This window comes from Massilia phyllostachyos, from assembly GCF_021044825.1.
In the GTDB taxonomy this organism is placed as follows: Bacteria; Pseudomonadota; Gammaproteobacteria; order Burkholderiales; family Burkholderiaceae_D; genus Telluria; species Telluria phyllostachyos.
This window is the reverse complement of record NZ_JAJNOC010000009.1, coordinates 15667-40836: the sequence shown is the minus strand read 5'-3', so window position 1 is coordinate 40836 and position 25170 is coordinate 15667. Positions and strand designations below refer to the sequence as shown.

At 65.4% G+C, this 25170-nt stretch carries 20 protein-coding genes; 1 reads left to right on the top strand and 19 read right to left on the bottom strand.

Translation table 11 applies throughout. The features are described from left to right. Window positions 1-290: 290 nt before the first annotated feature. Window positions 291-626 carry a hypothetical protein gene (locus tag LQ564_RS21155; protein WP_036216124.1) on the top strand — a complete coding sequence of 112 codons (336 nt, stop codon included), beginning with the start codon at window positions 291-293 and terminating at the stop codon, window positions 624-626. A gap of 107 nt (window positions 627-733) precedes the next feature. Here the strand turns inward: LQ564_RS21155 and LQ564_RS21150 are convergent, their stop codons facing one another. The 19 genes from LQ564_RS21150 to gyrA form a co-directional block, all read right to left on the bottom strand. Continuing rightward, complete coding sequence (locus LQ564_RS21150; RefSeq protein WP_231060088.1) at window positions 734-4735, bottom strand: CHASE domain-containing hybrid sensor histidine kinase/response regulator; 4002 nt, start codon at window positions 4733-4735, stop codon at window positions 734-736. Continuing rightward, window positions 4732-5667, bottom strand: a complete 936-nt coding sequence (locus LQ564_RS21145) for a GGDEF domain-containing response regulator (protein WP_231060087.1) — start codon at window positions 5665-5667, stop codon at window positions 4732-4734. Before LQ564_RS21145 ends, LQ564_RS21150 begins: the two co-directional genes overlap by 4 nt. Window positions 5668-5833: 166 nt before the next feature. After that, window positions 5834-6736, bottom strand: coding sequence for a cysteine synthase CysM (gene cysM / locus LQ564_RS21140; protein ID WP_231060086.1), 903 nt, complete (start codon window positions 6734-6736; stop codon window positions 5834-5836). Window positions 6737-6838: 102 nt separating this feature from the next. Then, on the bottom strand, window positions 6839-8224 hold the full coding sequence (locus LQ564_RS21135) for a M28 family peptidase (protein WP_231060085.1): 1386 nt from the start codon (window positions 8222-8224) through the stop codon (window positions 6839-6841). A gap of 86 nt (window positions 8225-8310) precedes the next feature. Continuing rightward, on the bottom strand, window positions 8311-9888 hold the full coding sequence (locus LQ564_RS21130) for a diguanylate cyclase (RefSeq protein WP_231060084.1): 1578 nt from the start codon (window positions 9886-9888) through the stop codon (window positions 8311-8313). Window positions 9889-10046: 158 nt separating this feature from the next. Then, the gene (locus tag LQ564_RS21125) at window positions 10047-10391 is read right to left on the bottom strand and encodes a ComEA family DNA-binding protein (RefSeq protein WP_231060083.1); all 345 of its coding nucleotides are present in this window, start codon (window positions 10389-10391) and stop codon (window positions 10047-10049) included. A 104-nt stretch (window positions 10392-10495) separates the two neighbouring features. Continuing rightward, entirely contained in the window at window positions 10496-11473 is a 978-nt protein-coding gene (gene rfaE1 / locus LQ564_RS21120; RefSeq protein WP_269143628.1) for a D-glycero-beta-D-manno-heptose-7-phosphate kinase, read from the bottom strand. 5 nt (window positions 11474-11478) lie between these two features. Continuing rightward, window positions 11479-12654, bottom strand: coding sequence for a lipopolysaccharide assembly protein LapB (gene lapB / locus LQ564_RS21115; RefSeq protein ID WP_231060082.1), 1176 nt, complete (start codon window positions 12652-12654; stop codon window positions 11479-11481). Between the two features lie 27 nt (window positions 12655-12681). After that, window positions 12682-12987, bottom strand: coding sequence for a LapA family protein (locus LQ564_RS21110; RefSeq protein ID WP_231060081.1), 306 nt, complete (start codon window positions 12985-12987; stop codon window positions 12682-12684). A gap of 301 nt (window positions 12988-13288) precedes the next feature. Then, window positions 13289-13594 (bottom strand): integration host factor subunit beta, encoded by a 306-nt coding sequence (locus LQ564_RS21105; protein WP_027864826.1) that lies wholly within the window; start codon window positions 13592-13594, stop codon window positions 13289-13291. A 21-nt stretch (window positions 13595-13615) separates the two neighbouring features. After that, a complete protein-coding gene (gene rpsA / locus LQ564_RS21100; protein WP_269143627.1) occupies window positions 13616-15322 on the bottom strand; it encodes a 30S ribosomal protein S1 in 1707 nt (568 codons plus the stop codon). Between the two features lie 319 nt (window positions 15323-15641). After that, window positions 15642-16304, bottom strand: coding sequence for a (d)CMP kinase (gene cmk / locus LQ564_RS21095; RefSeq protein ID WP_231060079.1), 663 nt, complete (start codon window positions 16302-16304; stop codon window positions 15642-15644). A gap of 4 nt (window positions 16305-16308) precedes the next feature. After that, window positions 16309-17640, bottom strand: a complete 1332-nt coding sequence (gene aroA / locus LQ564_RS21090) for a 3-phosphoshikimate 1-carboxyvinyltransferase (protein ID WP_231060078.1) — start codon at window positions 17638-17640, stop codon at window positions 16309-16311. Next, complete coding sequence (locus tag LQ564_RS21085) at window positions 17637-18539, bottom strand: prephenate dehydrogenase (RefSeq protein WP_231060236.1); 903 nt, start codon at window positions 18537-18539, stop codon at window positions 17637-17639. Before LQ564_RS21085 ends, aroA begins: the two co-directional genes overlap by 4 nt. A gap of 2 nt (window positions 18540-18541) precedes the next feature. After that, complete coding sequence (gene hisC, locus LQ564_RS21080) at window positions 18542-19645, bottom strand: histidinol-phosphate transaminase (RefSeq protein ID WP_231060077.1); 1104 nt, start codon at window positions 19643-19645, stop codon at window positions 18542-18544. A 27-nt stretch (window positions 19646-19672) separates the two neighbouring features. After that, entirely contained in the window at window positions 19673-20743 is a 1071-nt protein-coding gene (pheA, locus tag LQ564_RS21075) for a prephenate dehydratase (RefSeq protein ID WP_231060076.1), read from the bottom strand. A gap of 74 nt (window positions 20744-20817) precedes the next feature. Next, window positions 20818-21909 carry a 3-phosphoserine/phosphohydroxythreonine transaminase gene (serC, locus tag LQ564_RS21070; RefSeq protein ID WP_231060075.1) on the bottom strand — a complete coding sequence of 364 codons (1092 nt, stop codon included), beginning with the start codon at window positions 21907-21909 and terminating at the stop codon, window positions 20818-20820. A 15-nt stretch (window positions 21910-21924) separates the two neighbouring features. Further along, entirely contained in the window at window positions 21925-22473 is a 549-nt protein-coding gene (locus LQ564_RS21065) for a DUF2059 domain-containing protein (RefSeq protein ID WP_231060074.1), read from the bottom strand. A gap of 57 nt (window positions 22474-22530) precedes the next feature. After that, complete coding sequence (gene gyrA / locus LQ564_RS21060) at window positions 22531-25146, bottom strand: DNA gyrase subunit A (protein ID WP_231060073.1); 2616 nt, start codon at window positions 25144-25146, stop codon at window positions 22531-22533. Window positions 25147-25170: the final 24 nt, after the last annotated feature.

Genomic DNA, 25170 nt, shown 5'->3' with positions numbered 1-25170 from the left:
TCTTAGCATTCTGTCAGCACGCCCCATACCGTGCGGCATCAAAAGCATGTTCCTACTACACTGCTGATTAATCAAAAAACAATAAACATTTCAGTGACTTTATGAGAGAATTGCATTGCGGCTATTGTTGCGATGAGACAACAATTCCGAAGGGAAGTCCCTGATTCTTATTGCTATTAAGTATCAGATAAGAAATTAGTTGTACAATTGAATAGAAAATTACGACATAACCTGCCTGGAGCCGAGCGCCGCATGGGGCTCCGTCCAACCCCAAAATAGGATATTGAATCATGACAAACCAAGTCGGCATCGACATGAACAGCGATTCGGAGTCCGATGAACTCCTGCAGTACAACCCGAACCGCCTGCTCGACACCCTGATCGAGAACCTGCGCCTGAAGAACGACGCCGCCCTGTCGCGCGCGCTGGAAGTGGCGCCGCCGGTGATCTCGAAGATCCGCCACCACCGCCTGCCGGTCGGCGCTTCGCTCCTGATCCGCATGCATGAAGTCAGCGACCTGTCGATCCGCGACCTGCGCTACCTCATGGGCGACCGCCGCGCCAAGTTCCGCATCAGCGACAAGCAATTCAAGCCGAAAGAAGGCGCTGCGCCGAAAGAGGCGTAAGCCGTACGGGCGTTGCCCGCGCTCGACGAGGATGCGCCCGCCACGGCGCGTCCCTGACTGCTGCACGCTGCACATGACAAGCCATCCGCCAGGATGGCTTGTCGCGTTTACACCTGCATCGTCCGGCTGTCCTGCTCGCAGGACGCAGCCGCGCGCAGGCGCGCCAGGGTCGCGCGCGCGCCTGCGAAGTCGCAGTTGCCGATCTGTTCGGCCAGCATGGCTTGGCTCGATCCGGGCTTGGCTCCGGCCGCGATCTCCTCAGCAAGGTCGAGCGCGCGCAGGTTGCCGTCCGCCAGCAGCCCATCCAGCACCGCGAGGTCGACCTCGGCGCCAGGCGCGGCGGACGTTTCGGTCGGCAGGAAAGGGGCGGCGGCGGCGCGCAGGGCGGCGCACGTCTCGCGCACCGCGGCGGGGGTCCAGCCCTCGAGCAGCGCCAGCAATTCCGGCCCGGCACAGCCTTCTTTCAGGCCGCGCTGCACGTCGGCCAGCGCGATAGCCAGGGCGGCGGCGCCGACAGTGGCGGCGGCGCCTTTGAGGCTGTGAACGGCAGCAGCGGCCTCGGTGCGTTCCTCGCCTGCGAGCGCGGCGCGGACCCGCGCCAGCAGCCCGTCGGCTTCGGGAAAGAAAGCATCGAGACTGCGCAGGTAAACGGCGGCATCGTTGCCGAAGCGCGCCAGCACTGCACCGATCGGTCCGGCTGCAACGCGCGGCGGTGCCGCCGCCGCGCCGGCGCCCGGCCGCAGGACCTGCACCAGCGCTTCCAGGTCAATCGGCTTGCCCAGGTGTTCATTCATGCCGGCCTCAAGGCAACGCGCGCGATCACCCGGACCCGCATTCGCTGTCATGGCGATGATCGGCAGCGAGGCGCAGAGGGAGCGCCGGATCAGGCGCGTCGCCTCCAGGCCATCCATGCCCGGCATCTGCATGTCCATCAGCACGGCGTCGGGCAACGTGGCCACACCCAGCAGGTGGTCGACGCCCTGGCGCCCGTCGACGGCGACCGCCACCTGCGCCCCTTCGCGTTCGAGCAACTCGCGTGCGACCTGGCGGTTCAGCACGTTGTCTTCCACGACCAGGATACGCATGCCGGCAAGGCGCTGGGTGCGCTGCGGCGCCACTGTTTCCGGCCTTGGCCCGACCAGGGCGCGCGCCACCGCCTCGCTGATCAGGCGCGGCGTCACTGGTTTGGTCAGGACACCGGAGAACGGGGCATCGGCGTCGTTGCCCTGCGCTTCCAGCAACATCTCTCGTCCGGCAGCCGTCACCATCAGCACGATCGGCGCTTGCACGCAGGCGCGCCGGATGCAATGGGCAGTTTCGAGGCCGTCGAGTCCGGGCATGCGCCAGTCGAGCAGGACGACGTCGAAGCAACAGGCCGGCTCCCCTAGCAGCGTCAGTGCCTGCACCCCGCTTGCGCACAGTACGGCCTCCCAGCCGAGTCCGCGCACCATGCGCTCGAGCGCCTCGCCCGCTTCGGGATGATCGTCCACCACGAGTACCCGCAACGCCGCCGGCGCCGCGGCGGGCAGCGCTGGGGCCAGTCCGAATTCGAGGTCGAACCAGAAGCAGCTGCCGGCGCCGGGCTCGCTGTCGAGCCGGAGTTCGGCCCCCATCTGCGCCAGCAGGCGTTGGCAGATGACCAGGCCCAGGCCAGTGCCGCCGAAGCGGCGCGAGATCGACGCTTCAGCCTGGGTAAATCCCTCGAAGATGCGCTCGCGCTGGCGCGGTTCGATTCCTATGCCGGTGTCGCGCACCGCGACCCGGATCCGCGCCGCACCGGCATCCTGTGCGAGAAGCTCGATGCCCACCCGAACACTGCCACGCTCGGTGAACTTGAGAGCATTGCCGGCCAGGTTGATCAGGACCTGCTGCAGGCGCAGGCGGTCCCCAACCACGCAGTCCGGCAGGCGCGGGTCCATGTCGAACAGCAGCTCGACCGGCTTGCCGCCCTGGTTCCCCGACAGGATCGTGCCCAGGTCGCGCATCAGTCCGTCGAGTTCGAAGGGATGCGGATCGAGCTGAAGCTTGCCGGCCTCGATCTTCGAATAATCGAGCACGTCGTTGAGCAGCTGAAGCAGGGCTCGCGCTGCCTGTCCGGCCTTGTCGGTGTAATCCTGCTGGCGCGCGTCGAGCCGTGTCATCTGCAGCAGTTGCAGCATGCCCAGCACCGCGTTGAGCGGCGTCCTGATTTCGTGGCTCATGTTGGCCAGGAAGGTGGACTTGGCGTCGCTGGCCGCGTCGGCCTGCTCCTTCGCTTGCCTCAGCGAAGCCAGCAGCTCCTTGCGCGCCGTGACATCCACCGCCACCCCGAGGTAGCCGTCGATGGCGCCATCGGCGCCCTTAATCGCGCTGACGATCAGCGACACCGCGATGCGGCCGCCATCGCGCCGCACGTAGGTCCATTCGCGCGTTTCGGCGCCGTCGCGCGCCGGCACGGAGACGAAGGTGTCGAAACCGGCCACCGGCCCGCCCTGCGCGGCGCTGAGCTCGGCGGCACGCCCCGCCACTTCCTCGGCGTCGTGAAACAGCATCGGCGTGGCGCGGCCGACCATCTCCTGCGCCGGATAGCCGAGCATCAGCTCGGCGCCGCGGTTGAACACCGTAATCAAGCCATCGGCGCCGGTCGCGACGATGGCGACGCCGGTGGCGGCGTCGAGCACGCCGCGGAGCAGCGCGTTGAGCTGGCGCAGCTGCGCCGTGCGGCTGGCGACGGTATCCTCCAGACGCGCGTTGGCTGCCCGCACCTCTTCCTCAGCGGCCTTGCGCCCGGTGATATCGCGCATCGTGACGGCCAGGCCACCGACGGCGCCCTTGGCATCGCGTACCGGCGACACCGCCAGCCAGACGTCGATCAGGTGCCCATCCTTGTGCCGGCGCCGCGTTTCCAGATCGGCCACGGCAGCACCGTCGGCCAGCCAGGCCAGCATGCGGCTTTCCTCGCCAAGGCGGTCGGCTGGCACCAGCAATTCGGCGGCGGTGCGACCGACCGCTTCCTGCGGGCTGTAGCCGAACAGATTCTCGGCGCCGCGATTCCAGCTGGTGATACGCCCGCCCAAGTCCTTGCCGATGATTGCGTCGATCGAGCTGTCGACGATGGCGGCCAGCCGGGCGCGCCCATCGCGCAGCTCGTGCTTGCGGCGCCGTCCGGCGGCGGCCAGCATGGCGAGCGCCGACAGTGCTGCGCTGGCGGCCAGCCCGGCCGCCAGCACGGTCGACGGCTGCGTCAGGCCCTGCTGCGCCACGAACGCCTCGCCTGCGGACAGGGTCAGGCGCCAGCGGCGCCCGAACACGTCGATGTGGGCGCGCGCCCGCAGCTCGTCCCCCGCCGCTGGCGGCAGCACGACATCGACCGCGCCGCCGCTGACGTCTTCCAGTCCGAGCGTGGCCTGCTCGTTCGGGTCGACCAGGCCGCGCAGGATGGTGTCGACCTGCAGCGGCGCGTAGGTCCAGCCGATCAGATGCGTCTCGCGTTCAGGCGGTGGCGGAATCACATCCTTGTCGTACACCGGCAGCATCAGCAGGAAGGCCTGACCGGCGGACGAGCCCGGAAATACCAGCGTGATCGGCGCGGTCAGGCGGGCGGCGCCACTGCGCATCGCATCCAGCGCCGCGCGCCTGCGCTTGGGCTCGGAAGCCAGGTCGAGACCCAGCGCCGACTCGTTGCCGCCGATCGATTCGAACAGTTGGATCACATAGCGCTCGTCCTGGTTCGGCGCCACCTGGCGCAGGGCGAACTTTCCATGCACCAGGCGTTGGCGCGCCACATAGGCCGCCTCGGCCGCGGGCGCGACCCGGCGTGCGAAGCCGAAGCCGCGCGCGCCCGGAAATTCATGCTCCACGTCGATGTTGGCGAGATAGCGCGACAGTTGCGCCGGGGTGGTCCGGTCGGGCCCGGCCACCAGCAGCAGGCCGCGCATCCCGCGCAGGACGTTGCGGTACCCCTGGATGCGCGCCCCGACGCCCTCCGAGGCATGATCGAGCAGGCGTTGCAGTCGCCTTTCCAGCACCTGCCGGTTGTCGCGCTGCTGGTACTGGGCGGCGGCGATACTGAGTGCAACGCCGGCGACGGCGATCACGAGTGCCGACAGGTGGCGCAGCCTGGCACTCATGGCGCTTCGATACAGGCGCGGTCGCGGCCTGCCTCCTTGGCCCGGTACAGCTGCTCGTCGGCGCGCCGCAACAGCTCGTCCACGTCGAAGGACGCGACGCCGTCAACGCACACGACGCCGATGCTGACGGTGACGATGGGCGCCGCGTCGGAAGCGTCGTGAGCCAGGGCCAGCGCATGCACCTCGCGCCGCACCGCGGCGGCGAGCGCCTCGGCCGCGGCCGGTCCGGCGCCGGGCGCCAGCAGCGCGAACTCCTCGCCGCCGTAGCGCGCCACGAAATCGTTGGGACGCTGCAGCGCGCGCCGGAATGCAGCCGCAACCCCTTGCAGGCAGGCGTCGCCGGCCTGGTGGCCATAGCGGTCGTTGTAGCGCTTGAAGTAATCGACGTCGGCCAGCATCAGCACCATCGGCGCGCCCTCGCGCCGGGCGCGCGCCGTCTCGGCGGCCATGCGCTCGTTGAAATAGCGCCGGTTCGGAATCTCGGTCAGGCCGTCGATGTAGGCCATCCGCTGCAGCATGTCGGCCTGGCGCTTGAGCGCAAGATGGACCTGGACCCGGCGCCGCAGGGTCATCGGATTGAAGGGCTTGGTGACGAAATCGACCGCCCCGGCCTCCCAGCAGTCCGATTCCTCGTCGCTGTCGGTGCTGGCGGTGACGAAGATCAGTGGGATCGCTTCGAGCGCCGGATCGGCCTTGAGGCGGCGCGCCACCTCGATGCCGCCCATTCCGGGCATGACCAGGTCGAGCAGCACCAGGTCCGGCCGATGCCGGAGGCAGGCGGCGATGCCCTCCTCGCCGCCGGTGGCCATCAGGACTTCATGGTCCGGGGACAGCGTCTGGTAGACGGTGCGCAGGTTGATGGGCTGGTCGTCGATGACCAGGACCGTGCGCCGGTCGGACGTGGCGCTGGGCTTGTGGTCCAGGTTGAGCATGGCTGCGCGCAATGAGATCGTGATCGGGATCCGCCGCCGGATATCCGGAAGCGGCCGCAACGGCACCCCTTGCAGGTAAAGCGAGGGAGTGTTCCGTATCTACAGTGTAGCTCAAGTTGATTTGCGTCAACTCCCACACGTTGCGCAAATCAGACGCAAGACCGTGTCAAGCCGGGAATACCCCGGTCGACAGGTAGCGGTCGCCCCGGTCGCACACCACGAACACGATGGTCGCGTTCTCCACGGTCTGCGAGATGCGCAGCGCCACTTCGCAGGCGCCGGCCGCCGAGATGCCGCAGAAGATACCCTCTTCCGCCGCCAGCCGGCGCGCCATCTGCTCGGCCGCGGCCTGGCTCACCGCCTCGACCTGGTCCACGCGCGCTTTTTCATAGATCTTCGGCAGGTAGGCTTCCGGCCACTTGCGGATGCCGGGAATCGAGGAGCCCTCTTCCGGCTGGGCGCCGACGATGCGGATCGCCTCGTTCTGTTCCTTCAGATAGCGCGACACGCCCATGATGGTGCCGGTGGTGCCCATTGCGCTGACAAAATGGGTGACGCGGCCTTCGGTGTCGCGCCAGATTTCCGGACCGGTGGTTTCATAGTGGGCGCGCGGGTTGTCGCCATTGGCGAACTGGTCGAGGATGATGCCCTGGCCGTCCTTCTGCATCTGCTCGGCCATGTCGCGCGCGTATTCCATGCCGCCCGACTTCGGGGTCAGGATGATCTGGGCGCCATAGGCGGCCATGCTCTGGCGGCGCTCGACCGAGAGATTGTCCGGCATCAGGAGCACCATCTTGTAGCCGCGGATCGCCGCCGCCATCGCCAGCGCGATGCCGGTATTGCCGCTGGTCGCCTCGATCAGGGTGTCGCCCGGCTTGATCTGGCCGCGCTGCTCGGCGCCGCGCAGCATCGACATGGCGGCGCGGTCCTTCACCGACCCGGCCGGATTGTTGCCCTCGAGCTTGCCGAGGATGATGTTGTTGCGGGCGGCGGCGTCCGCGCCAGCCAGCCTTTGCAGCTGCACCAGCGGCGTATTACCGATCGTGTCTTCGATGGTCTTGTAAGCCATTCCTTGCTCTTTCGCGATTTCCTAAACCGCTATTCTAATCCGGTCCGCAAGGTGGCGTACGGGACCGGCTCCGGGACGAAGCCGGCCCCTCCGTTCTGCCGATCAGCGCTGCGGCATCGGGTAGCTTGCCGGGCTGACGTTGCCGTCCTTGTCCACCGCCTGCACGCCGAAGAACACATTGTCCTTCGACAGGTCGATCGTCGCCTCGCCCACGTTGCCGACCCACTTCGCGCCCTGCCAGTTGGCGGCGGTGGTCTCGCGCCAGACCACGCGGTAGCCGGCGACGTCCGGTTCCGGATTGGCCTGCCACACCAGGGTCGAATCGTTGGTCAGCTTGTCGGTACGCAGTTTCACCCCTTGCGGCGCGCCCGGCGCCAGCGCCAGCGAAGCCAGCGCCGCCGCGTTCACGCGCGTCACCTTGGCGATGTAGTCGTAATCATTGAACTCGATCAGGTCGCCGTAGACCTTGCCGTTTTCGGTGCGCAGGTCCTGGTGCTGGTGCGAGAAATCCTCGGCCGGCTCGGTGAAGCGCAGCGCGGCGTAGCCCTGCTCCAGGAAAGGCATGTGGTCGCCGCCGCGCAGGTAGCGGTCGTGGCGCTGGATCACGGACACCTTGAAGTCCTTCTGGTAGCGCTCGCCCTGCTCCTTGGTGTGGCGGGCCAGCTGGCGCGAGATCGAATCGTTCTCGCCGCCGGTCTGCACCAGGGTGCGGATCGCATCGCTCATTTCCTTGGTGGCCGGGATGCTCTGGGCGAACAGGCGCACCTGCTTGTTGTCGACCTTGCCGTTGTCGGCGCGCGAGCTGCCGATGATGTCGTTGGTGAACATGCCGGCGATGTTCAGCTTCTTCTCACGCGCCTGGGTCGCCCAGTGGCGCGCGCCCAGCAGGCCCTGCTCCTCGGCGGCCACGGTCATGAAGACCAGGGTCGCGTCGAACTTGTACTTCGACATCACGCATGCCAGTTCCATCACGGCCGCGGTGCCGGAGGCGTCGTCGTTGGCGCCGGGGGCGTCGGCGGTGTAGTTCATCACGTCGGAGACCCGCGAGTCGTAGTGGCCGCTGGTGACGTAGATGCGGTCCTTCGAGGCTTCCTGGCTGCCCGGGAGGGTCGCGACCACGTTGACGATCTCGGTCGGGCGCGAAATACGCGCCGAGACCGGGGCGATGTGGCTGTCGAAGGCCACTTGCAGATTCGTGCCGGCCCCACAACGCTCCATCTCGGCCTTGATCCAGCGCCGCGCGGCGCCGATGCCGCGGGTGTCGGATTCGGTTTCCGACATCGTGTGGCGGGTGCCGAAGCTGACCAGCTTGGCGACATAGCCTTCGATGCGCTTGGGCGAGATTTCGGCGAGGATTTTCTTGATTTGCGGCTGCTGGCGGGTGATGTCAGGGGCCTTGTCAGTAACCGGCGTGGCGGCGGTTGCGCTGCCTGCGGCGACGGCGAGCAAGGTGGCCAGGAGGGAAGAGGAAACGCGGGTGTGAGGCATGAATACCTTTCTGGTTTATGAAGGGCGGATGACAAGCGCATCTTCGCACGCGGCTTGTCTCGTGTCAGTCAATACATGACTCGAAATCAGGTGGCAGCGCAGTTCCTGCCGGCCGTCTTGGCTCGATACAGTGCTGCATCGGCCTGTCCGACCACGTTAGCGCCGTCTTCGGCATCGTGCGGAATCGTGGCATGCATGCCGATGCTGACCGTGACCACGCCGAGCGGTGAATCGGCATGCGGGAGAGCGCGCGCCTGCACCGACACACGGATGGTCTCCGCGACTTCGCGCGCCCCGGCGAGGTCGGTATCCGGCAGGATCACCACGAACTCCTCGCCGCCGTAGCGCGCTGCAAGGTCGCCGCTGCGGCGCAGGCCGCGCTGGATCGCTTGCGCCACGGCCACCAGGGCAGCGTCACCGGCCTGGTGGCCGTAGCGGTCGTTGTAGTGCTTGAAGTAGTCGATGTCCAGCATCAGGACGGCGAAGGGCGTGCCGTTGCGGCTGGCCCGTCCAACCTCGCGCTGCAGCGCCAGTTCGTAATAGCGGCGATTGAACAGGTCCGTCAAACCGTCGATGTAAGCCATGGTCGACAGCGCCGTGTTGGCTGTCTCGAGGTGTGCCTTAGTCGACAGCAACTCGCCCTCCAGCTGCTCGCGCACGTCCAGCTGACGCACTACTCGGCGGCCGAGCAACAGCAGGCCGGCGATCAGGAGCAGCAGCGCCAGGCAGGCGAACATGGCCGAGTGGCGCCAGCCGGCCAGCACGGCCTTCTGGTCTTGCAGCAGGGTGATTCCGACCGGATAGGCGCCGATGCGCGCATGGCTCAAGATGTGCGTCTTGCCATCGATCACGGCTTCGACGGTGCGCGTCGCGAAGTCGTGTTTTGCCTGTAGGAAGAAGGACGGGGTAGATGCGATATTGCTCCCGAGTTCGCGCGCGTCGAAAGGCGAACGCAGCAGCAAGCTGCCGTCGTTCAGCGTCATCATGACCTGCCCGCCGGGTCCCAGCTCGAGGCTGGAATAGATGCTGCGATAGAAATCGATCTTGATGGTCGCCAGGGCGACGCCGGCGAAGCGGCCGTCAGGATGCTCGATCCGGCGCGATACCGGCACCACCCACACTCCGCTGGTGCGGCCGACGATTGGGCTGCCGATGTGCACACCCCGGTCGCGCGCATGCTTGTGATACTGGAAATACGTGCGGTCCGCATTGTTGCGGCCCTCGTAGCTGCGGCCGGCGGACGTGGCGATCCAGCGCCCGGTCTCGTCGTAGACGAAGAGTCCCTGCAAGGCCGGCAGGTGCTCCATCTGCTTGGCCATCAGGGTGCGCAGGCGATCGACATTCAGTTCGGACCAGCCTTCCACCTCGATCTTGTCGACCAGCGACACCAGGACCGTGTCGGCCACATTGAAGGATGAGTTGGCTTGGTTGGCCAAGGTCAGCACCGTGTTGGTCGCCGCGATCCGGGCACGCGCCAGTTCGAGCGCGCGCGCGTGGACCAAGCTCCAAGCCAGCACCGCTGCCGCCATGATGCCCGCCAGCAGTACAAGGCTGACGGTCGCGGCCCTGACAGGCCTGCGCTTGCCGACCAAGCGGCCAAAACGTACATCTTCGCGATGCTCCAGCTCTTTGCGCAGCAGCGCCGCCGCTCCATCCCGCTTCACCGTCGACCCACCTGTTGGAATGACAATGTGCCAGTGTATTCCAGATAGGAAACGAATTGCCGGTTTTGAGTCTATGGACCGCAGTCGGCGTATGCAGCCTGCAACGAAAAACGGCTGCGGAAAACACAACCCGCGTTGCCGCGGGCTGCTGCTTCAGATTACATTGCTGCTTTTTGCTCGGCTGGCTTGGTCTTGGCCGCCGTCTTCTCCTTCGCCGGCTTGGCCATGCTCGCGTCCATCGGCTTGCCGTTGACCACCAGCCCCGCCTCCGACAGCTTCATCGCCTTCTTGCCCTTCATGCCCTTGATACGGTCCTGGAAGTCGCCCCAGTCCTTGAACTCGCTCTTGGCGCGCTCTTCCAGGATCATCTTCGACATGCTCGGGCCCACGCCCTTGACGCCGTCCAGCGCGGCCGCGTCGGCCTTGTTGACGTCCACCTGGGCGAAGGCGATGCCGGTCGAGGCGAGCAGCGCGGCAACAGCGAATACCAGTTTCTTGATCATGTGATTGCTCTCCGTGTTGTTGAGGACGATGGCCAGCGAGCGCCGGCCATCCTTGCCCTAACGGAGATCCCCGGACGCCGTTGACGGTCCGGGTTTGAGCAAACTCAAGCGGGGAAGAGTTCCTCGCGGGTGACGGTCGCCGTCCCTAGTTTGCCGACCACGATGCCGCCGGCGCGGTTGGCAGTGGCCAGCGCTTCGTCCAGCGGCGCGCCCGCGCCCAGCATCGCGGCCAGGGTGGCGATCACGGTATCGCCCGCGCCCGAGACGTCGAACACCTCGCGCGCGTCGGCATGCACGTGCAGCACTTCCTTTTCGCTGTACAGGCTCATGCCCTCTTCCGAGCGCGTCACCAGCAGGGCCATCAGGCCGAGTTCGGCGCGCAGGCGCTGGGCCTTTTCGGTGAGTTGCTCCTCGGTCTTCCAGCCGCCGACCACGCGCTGCAGTTCCGAGCGGTTCGGGGTCAGGATGCTGGCGCCGGTGTAGGGCGAGAAATCGTCGCCCTTCGGGTCGACCAGCACGATCTTGCCGGCCGCGCGCGCCGCCCTGACCATCTCGGCCACGTTGACCAGCGCGCCCTTGTTGTAGTCGGACAGGATCACCACGTCGTAGTCCGGCAGCAGGGCCTTGAACTGGTCGAGCTTCTCCACCAGCACGTGCTCGGTCGGCGCATCCTCGAAATCGATCCGCACCATCTGCTGCTGGCGGCCGATGACACGGAGCTTGATGATGGTCGAGATCGCCTCGTCGCGCTTCATGTAGCTGTGGATGCCGCCGTCCTTCAGCAGCTTCTCGACCTCGTCGCCAGCCTCGTCGCGTCCGGTGATGCCGAGCAGGCCCGTATGGGCGCCGAGCGCGGCGGCATTCCTGGCCACGTTGGCGGCGCCGCCCAGGCGTTCCTCGCGGCGTGCGATGCGCACTACCGGCACCGGGGCTTCCGGCGAGATGCGCGAGACGTCGCCGAACCAGTAGCGGTCGAGCATGACGTCGCCGACGACCAGCAGGCGCACGCTGGCGAGGTCCGGGGCCGCCTCGCGGCGGAAACTGTCTGCCGCCAGCAGGCGGCTCGGGGTCAGGTCACTCATCTTGCTCAGTTCATCACATTGAGTTCTTCGGTACGGCGCGGCGGATAGGTTTCCCAGCGGCTGCAGCCCGGGCATTGCCAGTAGAACTGGCGCGCCTTGAAGCCGCAGTGGCTGCACTGGTAGCGCGCCAGCTTCTGGGTATAACGCTGCACCAGGTTCTTGACCATCGACAGCTCTTCCCAGACATGGGCCGGGGCATCCATCAGCCGCGCTTCCAGCAACTTATCCAGGCCCAGCAGGGTCGGGTTGCGGCGCAATTCCTCGATCACCAGCTGTTTGGCGGCTTCCACGCCGTCGAGTTCGATGACGGCCTTGAACACCACCTCGATCAGGTCGATCGACGAGGCGTCAAGCAGGTAGGCGCGCAGCAGGTTGACGCCTTCCTGCGGCCGGCCGACCTTGCGGTAGCCGTCCATCAGGCGGGCGGCCACCAGGGCCACGTGCGGCACGCTCTGCTGCTCGACGCGGCGCCAGGTGAGCAATGCCGCTTCGGTATCGCCCTGGGCCAGTTGTGCGTCGCCATACAGGATGGTGGCGCGCACGCTGGAGCGATCGGCCTGCAGGGCCTTGTCCAGCAGGGCCATGGCGTCGCTCGGCTGCAGGTGCACCAGGGCGTCCTGGGCCAATTCGCAATAGAACTGGGCAATTTCCTTCTGGCGCGCACCGGCGCCGGATTCCTGCAGGCCCACGGCCACGTCGATGGCGCGGCGCCATTCCTTTTCGCGCTGGTAGATTTCCAGCAGCGCCTTGCGCGACTGCACGGCGTAGGTGGTGTCGACCAGCAGGTTGAAGGCCTCCTCGGCGCGGTCGAGCAGGCCCGCCTTCAGGTAGTCCATGCCGAGCTCGTACCTAGCGTGGGCCTTTTGTTCGCCCGGCAGGTCGGGACGCGCCAACAGGTTCTGGTGGACGCGGATGGCGCGCTCGGTCTCGCCGCGGCGGCGGAACAGGTTGCCGAGGGCAAAATGCATGTCGGCCGATTCGGGGTCGAGCTTCAGGATCTCGATGAAGGCGTCGATCGCCTTGTCCGGCTGGTCGTTGAGCAGGTGGTTCAGGCCCTTAAAATAGCCGCGCGGCAGCGAGCGCGATTCGGAGACCAGTTCATTGATGTCGACGCGGGCGGCGATCCAGCCCAGGCCAAAGAAAAAGGGGATGCCGAGCAGCATCCAGATTTCGAATTCCATGTGTTCTTGTTCTGTTGTGGCGCGGCTTCAGCGCGCCGGGTTCACGGCGTCCGGCGTCGGCTGGGCGCTGCCGGTGCCGGCGGCGCTCTGCAGGGCCTGGATGGTGTTTTTGTGCTGCGAGGTCTGGCGGCGCTGGCGGAACACGGTCGGGGTCAGCGCCAGGATGCCGAGGGCGGCGCCGGCCACGAAAAAGGCCAGCAGCATCAGCACCAAGGGGCCGCGCAGCTCGTAATTGAGGAAGAAGTGCAGGTCGACTTCCTGGGTGTTCTTCAGGGCGAAGCCGAAGAACAGGACGAAGACGATGAAGCCGGCGATGGTCGAAACAAATTTCATCAGCAGTGCCCGGTGGGTGAATACACAAAGGCGAAGTGTCGCATATCCAACATGATATAGGCAAAAGGGTTGGGGTGCAGGGGTAAGGATGAGCTGGTGGTGGGCGACGGACTTGGGTTCCGGCCTTCGCCGGAACGACGCTGTTTGGGTTTACCTACAGCCTCAAGACCGTCATGCGCGCCACTGGCGCCCATGACTCCCGGCGGAGGCCGGGACCAAGTTAGCGTGCGCACCACCAACCCACGAAAAAAAACGGCATCCCCAAGAGGACGCCGTTTTTTTCCGCACGCGGCAGACGACTTCAGTCTTCGATAATCGGTTGCCCAACCATCGCATCCACCCGCTCGCGCAACTGTTTGCCCGGCTTGAAGTGCGGCACCCGTTTTTCGGGCACCATCACCTTGTCGCCGGACTTCGGATTGCGGCCGATGCGAGGTGGCCGGCTGTTCAGCGCGAAGCTGCCGAAACCGCGGATCTCGATGCGTTGCCCCGTTGCCAGGGCATTCGTCATCGCGTCCAGGATGGTCTTGACAGCGAACTCGGCATCTTTCGCCACCAGCTGGGAATAACGTTCAGCCAGGCGGTTGATCAGCTCGGACTTGGTCATCTGGTCGCCTCGAAAAGGAGATTAACCCTTGTTGTCGAACTTGGCCTTCAGCAGTGCGCCCAGGCTGGTGGTGCCCGAAGCAGCGCTGTTGTCCGAAGCCAGCTTGTTCATCGCTTCCTGGGTGTCAGCGCTGTCTTTCGCCTTGATCGACAGCTGGATGCTGCGAGCCTTGCGATCGATGTTGATGACCAGGGCTTCGACCTTGTCGCCCACTTTCAGGTGGGTGCCGGCGTCTTCCACGCGGTCGCGCGAGATTTCCGAAGCGCGCAGGTAGCCTTCGACTTCTTCGTTCAGCGCGATCACGGCGCCTTTCGGCTCAACCGACTTCACGGTGCCGGTGACCAGGGTGCCCTTGTCGTTCAGCGAAGCGAAGTTGTTGAACGGGTCGCCTTCCAGCTGCTTGACGCCCAGCGAGACACGCTCGCGCTCGACGTCGATGGCCAGGACCACGGCTTCCAGCTCGTCGCCCTTCTTGAAGCGACGCACGGCTTCTTCGCCGGCTTCGGTCCAGGACAGGTCCGACAGGTGCACCAGGCCGTCGATGTTGCCCGGCAGGCCGATGAACACGCCGAAGTCGGTGATCGACTTGATCGAACCCTTGACCTTGTCGCCCTTCTTGTGGGTCATGCCGAAGTCGTCCCATGGGTTCGCCTTGCACTGCTTCATGCCCAGCGAGATACGGCGACGCTCTTCGTCGATTTCCAGGACCATGACTTCGACTTCGTCGCCCAGCTGCACGACTTTGTTCGGGGCCACGTTCTTGTTGGTCCAGTCCATTTCCGACACGTGGACCAGGCCTTCGATGCCTTGTTCCACTTCGACGAACGCGCCGTAGTCGGTCAGGTTGGTGACTTTACCGAACAGGCGGGTGCCTTGCGGGTAACGACGCGACAGACCGGTCCACGGATCGTCGCCCAGCTGCTTCACGCCCAGCGAAACACGGTTCTTCTCTTGATCGTATTTCAGGACTTTAGCGGTGATTTCCTGGCCAACCGACAGGACTTCCGACGGGTGACGCACGCGACGCCATGCCAGGTCGGTGATGTGCAGCAGGCCGTCGATGCCGCCCAGGTCGACGAACGCGCCGTAGTCGGTGATGTTCTTGACGACGCCGGTGACCACGGTGCCTTCTTTCAGGGTTTCCATCAGCTTGGCGCGCTCTTCGCCCATCGATGCTTCGATGACGGCGCGACGCGACAGGACGACGTTGTTACGCTTGCGGTCCAGCTTGATGACCTTGAATTCCAGGGTCTTGCCTTCGAACGGGGTGGTGTCCTTGACCGGACGAGTGTCGACCAGCGAACCCGGCAGGAAGGCACGGATGCCGTTGGTCAGGACGGTCAGGCCGCCCTTGACTTTGCCGTTCACGGTGCCGGTGACGATCTCGCCCGACTCCATTGCTTTTTCCAGTGCCAGCCACGAAGCCAGACGCTTGGCCTTGTCGCGCGACAGGATGGTATCGCCGAAACCGTTTTCCAGCGATTCGATGGCCACGGACACGAAGTCACCGATCTGGACTTCCAGTTCGCCCTGGTCATTCTTGAATTCGTCGACAGGAATGAAAGCTTCCGACTTCAGGCCGGCGTTGACGATCACGAAGTTGTGATCCAGGCGCACGACTTCAGCCGAAATGACTTCGCCCGAACGCATGTCTTGACGCGACAGCGATTCCTCGAACAGGGCGGCAAAGCTTTCCATACCGGTATCTTGATTGGTTGCAGTAGACATAAAGGATATTACTCAGGTTAGCCCAGCAGGCCGTCATTGGTGCGGACTGAACTGGGGTTAGGTTGAAACACACCTGCGCGGGCGGAATTGCCGTTGCAGGCCCCTACAAGGACGTCGCGCAGTCGATGTGTCATTTGGACCACCTCCCCCCTGCACGTCGTCCCGGCGAAGGCCGGGACCCAAGTTTGTCAGCGCAGCCACCGTGGCGATGACTCGAGCCGACGGCGGCGCATCGAACTTGGATTCCGGCCTGCGCCGGAAGTCTTCACTGCCAGTGGCAGTGAAGACGATTCGCGAAGGTATGGCTACCCTTCAAAACTCAAGCATGCGCATACCACGCCAGCACCTGCTCAACCGCTTCCGCAGCCGACATTTCCGAGGTATCCAGCAAGTGCGCATCCTCCGCCGGGACCAGGGGAGCGATCGTGCGCTTGGTGTCGCGCTCGTCTCGTTCCTTCAAATCCTTCAGCAGATCGTCCATATTAGCAGAAAATCCTTTGTCAATCAATTGCTTATACCGGCGTCCGGCACGGGCTTCCACACTTGCGGTCAAGAACACTTTTAGTTTCGCGCCGGGAAAGATCACGGTGCCCATATCGCGCCCGTCGGCCACCAGGCCGGGGGTCTCGCGAAAGCCTAGTTGCAGGGCGTAGAGCGCCTGGCGCACGGTCGGCAGCGCGGCGATCTTCGATGCCATGTTGCCAACCTCTTCCGCGCGGATCGCGCCGGTGACGTTTTCGTTGTTCAGGAAAATATCGCCGCCCACGAAGCGCGCCGGCAGGTGCTCGGCCAGCTTGGCGATGCCGTGCTCGTCACGCAGCTCGACGTCGCGGCGCAGGGCCTGCAGCGCGGTCAGGCGGTACAGGGCGCCCGAGTCGAGCAGGTGGAAGCCGAGGCGCTCGGCGACCTTGGCGGCGACGGTGCCCTTGCCGGAGGCGGTCGGGCCGTCGATGGCGATGACGGGGATGGGATTGTTCGGCATAGGTTCAAAACAATTCGTTCTTGGCGATGCCTGCGAAGGCCTCGAAGTATTCGGGGAAGGTCTTGGCGACGCACTTCGGATCGTTGATCCGCATCGCGTTGCCGCGCCGCGCCTTGCCGTCGAGCGAGGCCAGCGAGAAGCACATCGCCATCCGGTGGTCGTCATAGGTGTCGATGGTAGCCGGTTTCAACTGTTCCGGCGGCGTGATACGGATGTAGTCCGCGCCCTCCTCCACCTCGGCGCCGACCTTGCGCAATTCGGTCGCCATGGCGGCCAGGCGGTCGGTTTCCTTCACGCGCCAGCTGGCGATGTTGCGCAAGGTGCTCGGGCCATCCGCGTACAGCGCGGCCACGGCGATGGTCATGGCCGCATCCGGGATATGGTTGAAGTCCGCGTCGATGGCCTTCAGCACCCCGCTCGAACGCGCCTCGATCCAGTTCTCGCCGCGCGTCACGATGGCGCCCATGCGTTCGAGCGCGTCGGCGAAGCGCACGTCGCCCTGGATGCTGTGCTCGCCCACGCCCTCGACCCGCACCGGTCCACCGGCGATCGCGCCGGCCGCCAGGAAGTAGGACGCCGACGAGGCGTCGCCCTCGACGTGGATGCTGCCCGGCGACGCATAGCGCTGGCCCGGCTGCACGGTGAACGAGGACCAGCCGTTCTGCTCGACCGTCACGCCGAAGCGGCGCATCAGGTTCAGGGTGATCTCGATATAGGGCTTCGAAATCAGCTCGCCGACCACGTCGATGGAAACGGCGTGGGTGGTCGCCATCAACGGCGCCGACATCAGCAGCGCGGTCAAAAACTGGCTCGACACATTGCCGCGCACCGCGATGCGATTCGCGTGGATGTGGCCGCGGCGGATGCGCAGCGGCGGGAAGCCCTGCTCGCCCGTGTAGTCGATCTGGGCGCCGACTTCGTTCAGCGCGTCGACCAGGTCGCCGATCGGGCGCTCGTGCATGCGCGAGACGCCGTGCAGCGTGTAGTCGCCGCCGATCACGGCCAGCGCGGCGGTGAGCGGACGGATCGCGGTGCCGGCATTGCCCATGAAGAGGTCGGCCTCATGGTTCGGCAGCACGCCGCCATTGCCGTGCACGACCACCGTGCGCTCGTCGACCTCGTCCCACTTGATGCCGAGCGAGCGCAGCGCGCCCAGCATCACCATGGTGTCGTCGGAAGCCAGCAGGTCGTGGATCGTGGTCGTCCCTTCGGACAGCGCGGCCAGCAGCAGGGTGCGGTTCGAGATGCTCTTGGAGCCGGGCAGGCGCACCGCGCCCTCGACGTGGATCACGGGTTCGAGGTCGATGTGCTGGGGGTAGTGTTTGGATTGTGTCATTCGATATCCTGATTGGGCGGCGGTGGCGGCGAACCGGCTTCGATCGCTTCCTGCCAGGCACGGCGCGCGCGCTGCGCGTTCGCGTACACGGTCTCGAGCGCGGGCCCGTCGGCGGCGGCGAGCCGCGCGCGCAATGTCGTTAATTGTGCCAGATATGCATCGAGCTCGGTGAGCAAGGCGGCCCGGTTGGCGAGGCTGATGTCGCGCCACATCTCGGGCGAGGAGCCGGCGATGCGGGTGAAGTCGCGGAAGCCGCTGGCGGCGTACTGGAACAGCAGGTCCGCATGGGGCTTGGCGGCGATGTCGTCCACCAGCGCGTAAGCCAGCAAATGCGGCAGATGGCTGACGGCGGCGAACACGCGGTCGTGGTCCTCGGGCGACAAGGTGTGGATGATCGCGCCGCACGTGCGCCAGGCGTTTGCCACGCGCTCGACAGCAGCAGGATCATTCTCGGGCAGCGGCGTCAGCACGGTCTTCTTGCCGCGGTAAAGGCCGGCCATTGCCGCATCGGGGCCGTTCGACTCGCTACCGGCGATCGGGTGACCGGGAACGAACTGCGCGATGCGCATCCCCAATGCGGCACGTGCGTTTGCCACCACGTCGCACTTGGTACTGCCGGCGTCGGTGACGATGGTCTCCGGCTCCAGCCAAGGCAGGAGCGACGCCAGGATCGGCCCCGTCTGGGCGACCGGCGCGGCCAGCAGCACCATGTCGGCGCCGCGCATCGCCTCTTCCACCGTCGCGCAAACCTCGTCGACGATGCCCAACTCGAGCGCACGCGCCATCGCCTGCGGATCGCGCCCGAGGCCGGCCACGCGCGCCACCACGCCGGCCTGCTTCAGCGCCAGCGCAAAGGAGCCGCCGATCAGGCCGGCGCCGATGACGACGAGCCGGCCGATGTTCAAGCCAGGACCTTCTTCAAGGCTTCGATGAAGGTCGCATTCTCTTCCGGCAGGCCGATCGAGATGCGCAGCCACTGCGGCAGGCCGTAGTTGCCGACCGGGCGCACGATCACGCCTTGCTTGAGCAGCGCCAGGTTCACGCGCGCGCCGGCCTGCTCGTCGTCGCCGACCTTGACCAGCACGAAGTTGCCGAACGACGGCACGTACTGCAGGCCCAGTTCATCGAAGGCCGCGGTCATCTGCTGGTAACCCTCGGCGTTGTTCTGCGCGCCCTTCTCCAGGAAGGCCTTGTCGTTCAGCGCGGCGATGGCGGCAGCCTGCGCCAGCGAGTTCACGTTGAACGGCTGGCGGATACGGTTCATCAGGTCGGTCACGGCCGGCTGGGCGATCGCGAAGCCGACGCGCAGGCCGGCCAGGCCGTAGGCCTTGGAGAAGGTGCGCGAGACGATCAGGTTGGGATAAGTGCGGACCCATGTGCTCGACTCGAACTGGTGCTCGGCCGCCAGGTATTCGTTGTAGGCCTCGTCCAGCACCACGACCACGTTCGACGGCACCTTCTTCAGGAAGGCTTCGATCTCGGCGGCCGGAATGAAGGTGCCGGTCGGGTTGTTCGGATTGGCCACGAAGACCAGACGCGTGTCGCTTTGAATTGCTGCCGCCATGGCGTCGAGGTCATGGCCGTAATCCTTGGCCGGAACCACGATGGCGCGGCCGCCCACGCCCTGGGTCGCCAGCGCGTACACGGCGAACGAGTACTGCGCATACACCACGGATTCACCCTTCTGCACGAAGGCGTGGGCGGCGATCTCCAGGATGTCGTTGCTGCCGTTGCCGAGCGTGATCCAGTCGGCCGGCACGTCGTAGCGCGCCGACAAGGCCGCCTTCAGCTCGAAGCCGTTCGCATCCGGATAGCGCCCCAGGTCGGCGGCTGCCTGCGCCATCGCGGCGCGGCTCGATTCCGGCACGCCGAAGGGGTTTTCGTTGGAGGCGAGCTTGACGATCTTGGCTTCGTCTAAGCCGAACTCGCGGGCGACTTCAGCGATGGGTTTGCCGGCCTGGTAGGGGGCGATGGCGCGGACGTAATCTGGACCGAATTGCGACATGGATGTACTCGAAAAAAAGTGAAGGAATCAGAGGCTCTGCGGGTAGGAACCGAGCACCTTGAAGAAGGCGGCGTTGTCCTTCAGTTCCGCAAGCGCGCGGTCCACCGAAGCGTCGTGCACGTGGCCTTCGACGTCGACATAGAAGTAGTACTCCCAGGTGCCGATGCGCGCCGGGCGCGACTCGAAGCGGGTCATCGATACGCCGTGCTTGGCGAGCGGCGCCAGCAGGTTGTAGACGGCGCCGGCCTTGTTCGGCACAGCCAGCACGATCGCGGTGCGGTCGCGCCCCGACGGCCCGGTCTGCAGGCTGCCGATGACGACGAATCGGGTGCGGTTGTGCGGGTCGTCCTGGATATGGGGCTGCACCACGCCGAGCTGGTACTGCTCGCCCGCCATCTCGCTGGCGATCGCGGCCACCGTCGGGTCCTGGCTGGCCAGGATCGCGGCTTCCGCGTTGGAGGCCACCGCGCGGCGTTCGATGCCGGGATGGTGCTGGTTGAGCCAGACCTGGCACTGCGCCAGCGCCTGCGAGTGCGCGCACACGACGGTGACGCCCTCCATGCTGCCGGTCTTGCTCATCAGGCTGTGGTGGACCGGGATCGAGATCTCGCCGCTGATGATGGTGGTGGTAGCGAGCAGCAGGTCGAGCGTGCGGTTGATCGCACCCTCGGACGAGTTCTCGACCGGGACCACGCTGAAGTCGGCGGTGCCGGCCTCGGTGGCGCGGAACACTTCGTCGATGGAGACGCAGGGCAAGGTCTCGATGGCGCTGCCGAACTGCTGGTAGACGGCCTGTTCGCTGAAGGTGCCGGACGGGCCGAGGTAGGCGACGGTGACGCGCTTTTCGAGCGCGCGGCAGGACGACATGATCTCGCGGAAGATCGTCTGCACGTCGCGGTCCTTGAGCGGGCCGGGGTTGCGTTCGGCGACGCCGCGCAGCACCTGCGCTTCGCGCTCGGGGCGGAACACCGGGGCGTTGGTTTCGGCTTTGACGTGGCCGACCTGCTGGGCGATCTGGCCGCGCCGGCTCAGGAGGTCGAGGATTTGCGCGTCGATCGCGTCGATCTGTTCGCGCAGAGGGAGGAGTTTGTCGTTCATCGTTCGGGGTCGTTATCGTGGTCGCGGGCCAATATGCGTGGTTTGAACGTGTGGGCGGCGGACCGCCCACACGTTCAACGGCCTGCGAATTCGTTCAAATAATCGACGAGGGCCTGTACGCCCTCGAGCGGCATCGCGTTGTAGATCGATGCCCGCATGCCGCCGACGGACTTGTGGCCCTTCAGTTGCAGCAGCCCGCGCGCCTTCGCGCCGGCCAGGAATTGTTCGTTCAGGGATTCGTCGCGCAGGAAGAACGGTACGTTCATGCGCGAGCGGAATTCATGCGAGACGCGATTCTGGTAGAAGTCGTCCGCATCCAGCGCGGCATACAGCAGGCGCGCCTTTTCGATATTGATCTTTTCCATCGCCGCCACCCCGCCCAGCTTCTTCAGGTGGGCGAACACCAGCCCCGCGATATAGATCGCATAGGTCGGCGGCGTGTTGTACATGGACTCGTGCTCAGCCACGGTCTTGAAGTGGAAGGCCGAGGGGCAGATCGGCAGCGCGTCTTCCAGGAGGTCGTCGCGCACGATGACCAGCGTCAGGCCGGCCGGGCCGATGTTCTTCTGGGCGCCGGCGAAGATCACGCCGTACTTCGATACATCAATCTGGCGCGACAGGATGTGCGAGGACATGTCGGCCACAATCGGCACCTTGGGATCGATCTCGGGCACGAAGTTGTACTCGACGCCGTCGATGGTCTCGTTGGTGCAGATGTGCAGGTAGGCCGCGCCCGGAGTCAGGTTCCAGGAGGACTGCGGCGGCACGCCGGTGAAGCCGGATGCTTCGCTGCTGGCCGCCACGTTCGCATGGGCGTAGCGCCGCGCCTCCTTCGCCGACTTGCCCGACCACGAACCGGTGTGGATGAAGTCGATCGTCGCCGGCTGGGCGCAGCATCCTGCGAGGTTCATCGGGATGATGGCGTTCTCGCCGAGTCCCCCGCCCTGCATGAACAGGATCTTGTAGTTGCCCGGCACCGCCAGCAGCTCGCGCAGGTCGGCTTCGGCCTGCTTGTAGATGGAGATGAATTCCGGACCGCGGTGGCTCATCTCCATGACCGACATGCCGCTGCCGTGCCAGTCCAGCATCTCGCCGGCCGCCTGCCGCAGCACTTCCTTGGGGAGGACGGCCGGGCCGGCCGAGAAGTTATATACCTGGTTCGTCATGCGGTCCTTTCTTCCTCAGGGCTTCTGCACTTCCTGCATCACATCCTGCATCAGCTTGCCGATGCGCGGATTCATGATGCGCTGGCCGATCGCCATGCTTTCGCCGGCCAGCTTCGGCATCAGGGTCATCATCTTGCGGCCGACCGGGCTCTGGTAGAAGGCGGTCAGCTGCTTGATCTCGTCGACCGTGTAGTTGTTGGCGTACAGCGGCACCATTTCGTCGATCATCTCGTCGATCAGGGCCGGGTCGCTGAAGATCTTGCCGATCGCCTGGGCCAGGCCGGGCAGCTTGGCCTCGAACTTGGCCATGGCGTCCTTCTTCTGCGCGGCATTCAGCGTGGTGTCGGCCTCGATCATGGCGCCGGTCTGCTGGCGCATCATGGCCGGCAGCGACTTCTGCATGTCCGAATACATGACGACCATGTTCTTGCGGATTTCCATCGCATCGAGCATCGCCTTGGTGGCGGCGACGGCTTGCGGATTGGCGCTCGGCGCGGTCTGGGCGAAGGCCGGCGCCGCCACGAAAGCGGCGGCGCTTGCCAGGGTCAGGACAAATTTTTTCATGATGTCGTCGATCAGGTAAAAAAACGGGCCGCTCAAGCGCGGCCCGTCGGGAGCGTCTTATTCGGGCGCCTGTTCGAGCTCGACCTCTTCGAGATCGGTCTCGACGATGCGCTGCAGGCCGGACAGCTTGGTGCCGTCCTCCACCGCGATCAGGGTCACGCCCTGGGTCGCGCGGCCCATCTCGCGGATCTCGGCCACGCGGGTGCGGATCAACACGCCGCCGGTCGTGATCAGCATGATCTCATCCGTGGTGTCGACCAGCGTCGCGGCCACCACCTTGCCGTTACGCTCGGATGTCTGGATCGCGATCATGCCCTTGGTGCCGCGGCCGTGGCGGGTGTATTCAAGGATCGGGGTGCGCTTGCCGAAGCCGTTCTCGGTGGCCGTGAGCACCGACTGCTGCTCGTTCTCGGCCACCAGCAGGGCGATGACCTGCTGGCCCTCTTCCAGGTTCATGCCGCGCACGCCGCGCGCGGTGCGGCCCATCGGACGCACGTCGTTCTCGTCGAAGCGCACCGCCTTGCCGCCGTCCGAGAACAGCATCACGTCGTGCTGGCCGTCGGTCAGCGCGGCGCCCACCAGCACGTCGCCCTCGTCGAGGTCGACCGCGATGATGCCGGCCTTGCGCGGGTTGGAGAAGTCGCGCAGCGGCGTCTTCTTGACGGTGCCGAGCGAGGTCGCCATGAACACGTAGTGGTCTTCCGGGAAGGTCCGGTTCTCGCCCGACAGCGGCAGGATCACGGTGATCTTCTCGCCGTCCTGCAGCGGGAACATGTTGACGATCGGTTTGCCGCGCGAGTTGCGCGAGCCCTGCGGCACTTCCCACACCTTCAGCCAGTACATGCGGCCGCGGTTCGAGAAGCACAGCATGTAGTCGTGGGTGTTGGCGATGAACAGCTGGTCGATCCAGTCCTCGTCCTTGGTCGCCATCGCCTGCTTGCCGCGGCCGCCGCGCTTCTGGGCGCGGTATTCGGCGATCGGCTGCGACTTCATGTAGCCCGAGTGCGACAGGGTGACCACCATGTCCTGCGGGGTGATCAGGTCTTCGGTTTCCAGGTCGCTGGCGTTGTGCTCGATGGCCGAGCGGCGCTGGTCCTTGCCGTTTTCCGTGTAGTCCGACTTGATCTGCGCCATCTCGTCGCTGATGATGGTCGTGACGCGCTCCGGCTTGGACAGGATGTCGAGCAGGTCGGCGATGTGGTCCATCACTTCCTTGTACTCGTTGACGATCTTGTCCTGCTCGAGGCCCGTCAGGCGCTGCAGGCGCATCTGCAGGATTTCCTGGGCCTGCTCGTCGGACAGCTTGTACAGGCCATCCTGCTGCATACCGTAGTGCTTCGGCAGGTGCTCCGGACGGAAGGCTTCGATGCCGCCGGCGCCGGCCAGTTCGGTACGGTTCAGCATTTCGCGCACCAGGGACGAATCCCAGGCGCGCTGCATCAGTTCAGTTTTCGCGATCGGCGGCGTCGGCGCGGCCTTGATGATCGCGATGAAGTCGTCGATGTTGGCCAGCGCGACCGCCAGGCCTTCCAGCATGTGGCCGCGTTCGCGCGCCTTGCGCAGCTCGAACACGGTGCGGCGGGTGACCACTTCGCGGCGGTGCGAGAGGAAGCACTCGAGCATCTGCTTGAGGTTCAGCAGCTTCGGCTGGCCATTGACCAGCGCGACCATGTTCATGCCGAAGGTGTCTTGCAGCTGGGTCTGCTTGTACAGATTGTTCAGCACCACTTCGGGCACTTCGCCGCGCTTCAGTTCGATGACCACGCGCATGCCCGACTTGTCGGACTCGTCACGGATGTCGCTGATGCCCTCTAACTTCTTGTCGCGCACGTTCTCGGCGATACGCTCGAGCAGGGACTTCTTGTTGACCTGGTAGGGCAGCTCGTCGACGATGATCGCGACGCGGCCGCCGTCCTTGCCGTATTCCTCGAAGTGGGTCTTGGCGCGCATCACCACGCGGCCGCGGCCGGTGCGATAACCGTCGCGCACGCCCGAGACGCCATAGATGATGCCGGCGGTCGGGAAGTCCGGCGCCGGGATCAGCTCGATCAGTTCGTCGATCGTGCACTCCGGGTTCTTCAGCAGGTGCTGGGCGCCGTTGATGACTTCCGACAGATTGTGCGGCGGGATGTTGGTGGCCATGCCCACCGCGATGCCCGAGGAACCGTTGATCAGCAGGTTCGGGATCTTGGTCGGCAGGACGGTCGGCTCTTTTTCCTTGCCGTCATAGTTCGGCTGGTAGTCGACGGTGTCCTTGTCGATGTCGGCCAGAAGTTCCTGCGAAATCTTGTCCAGGCGGCACTCGGTATAACGCATTGCCGCGGCGGAGTCGCCGTCGATCGAGCCGAAGTTGCCCTGGCCGTCGACCAGGGTGTAGCGCAGCGAGAAGTCCTGGGCCATGCGGACCAGGGTGTCGTAGATCGACGCGTCGCCGTGCGGGTGGTACTTACCCATGGTGTCGCCGACCACGCGCGCGCACTTCACGTACGGACGGTTGTGGACGTAGTTACTTTCGTGCATCGAGTACAGCACGCGGCGGTGCACCGGCTTCAAGCCGTCGCGCACGTCCGGCAGAGCACGGCCCACGATCACGCTCATCGCGTAATCGAGGTAGCTCTTGCGCATTTCTTCTTCTAGGGAAATGGGAACTGTTTCTTTTGCAAATTGATCCATTGTGCGGGTCGACTGCTTTCAGGC

What these genes read in the sequence shown, in the direction of transcription:
- LQ564_RS21155 (WP_036216124.1), top strand. Translation starts at nt 291, where the DNA reads ATGACAAACCAAGTCGGCATCGACATGAACAGCGATTCGGAGTCCGAT.
- LQ564_RS21150 (WP_231060088.1), bottom strand. Translation starts at nt 4,735, where the DNA reads ATGAGTGCCAGGCTGCGCCACCTGTCGGCACTCGTGATCGCCGTCGCC.
- LQ564_RS21145 (WP_231060087.1), bottom strand. Translation starts at nt 5,667, where the DNA reads ATGCTCAACCTGGACCACAAGCCCAGCGCCACGTCCGACCGGCGCACG.
- cysM (WP_231060086.1), bottom strand. Translation starts at nt 6,736, where the DNA reads ATGGCTTACAAGACCATCGAAGACACGATCGGTAATACGCCGCTGGTG.
- LQ564_RS21135 (WP_231060085.1), bottom strand. Translation starts at nt 8,224, where the DNA reads ATGCCTCACACCCGCGTTTCCTCTTCCCTCCTGGCCACCTTGCTCGCC.
- LQ564_RS21125 (WP_231060083.1), bottom strand. Translation starts at nt 10,391, where the DNA reads ATGATCAAGAAACTGGTATTCGCTGTTGCCGCGCTGCTCGCCTCGACC.
- rfaE1 (WP_269143628.1), bottom strand. Translation starts at nt 11,473, where the DNA reads ATGAGTGACCTGACCCCGAGCCGCCTGCTGGCGGCAGACAGTTTCCGC.
- lapB (WP_231060082.1), bottom strand. Translation starts at nt 12,654, where the DNA reads ATGGAATTCGAAATCTGGATGCTGCTCGGCATCCCCTTTTTCTTTGGC.
- LQ564_RS21110 (WP_231060081.1), bottom strand. Translation starts at nt 12,987, where the DNA reads ATGAAATTTGTTTCGACCATCGCCGGCTTCATCGTCTTCGTCCTGTTC.
- LQ564_RS21105 (WP_027864826.1), bottom strand. Translation starts at nt 13,594, where the DNA reads ATGACCAAGTCCGAGCTGATCAACCGCCTGGCTGAACGTTATTCCCAG.
- rpsA (WP_269143627.1), bottom strand. Translation starts at nt 15,322, where the DNA reads ATGTCTACTGCAACCAATCAAGATACCGGTATGGAAAGCTTTGCCGCC.
- cmk (WP_231060079.1), bottom strand. Translation starts at nt 16,304, where the DNA reads ATGCCGAACAATCCCATCCCCGTCATCGCCATCGACGGCCCGACCGCC.
- aroA (WP_231060078.1), bottom strand. Translation starts at nt 17,640, where the DNA reads ATGACACAATCCAAACACTACCCCCAGCACATCGACCTCGAACCCGTG.
- hisC (WP_231060077.1), bottom strand. Translation starts at nt 19,645, where the DNA reads ATGTCGCAATTCGGTCCAGATTACGTCCGCGCCATCGCCCCCTACCAG.
- pheA (WP_231060076.1), bottom strand. Translation starts at nt 20,743, where the DNA reads ATGAACGACAAACTCCTCCCTCTGCGCGAACAGATCGACGCGATCGAC.
- serC (WP_231060075.1), bottom strand. Translation starts at nt 21,909, where the DNA reads ATGACGAACCAGGTATATAACTTCTCGGCCGGCCCGGCCGTCCTCCCC.
- LQ564_RS21065 (WP_231060074.1), bottom strand. Translation starts at nt 22,473, where the DNA reads ATGAAAAAATTTGTCCTGACCCTGGCAAGCGCCGCCGCTTTCGTGGCG.
- gyrA (WP_231060073.1), bottom strand. Translation starts at nt 25,146, where the DNA reads ATGGATCAATTTGCAAAAGAAACAGTTCCCATTTCCCTAGAAGAAGAA.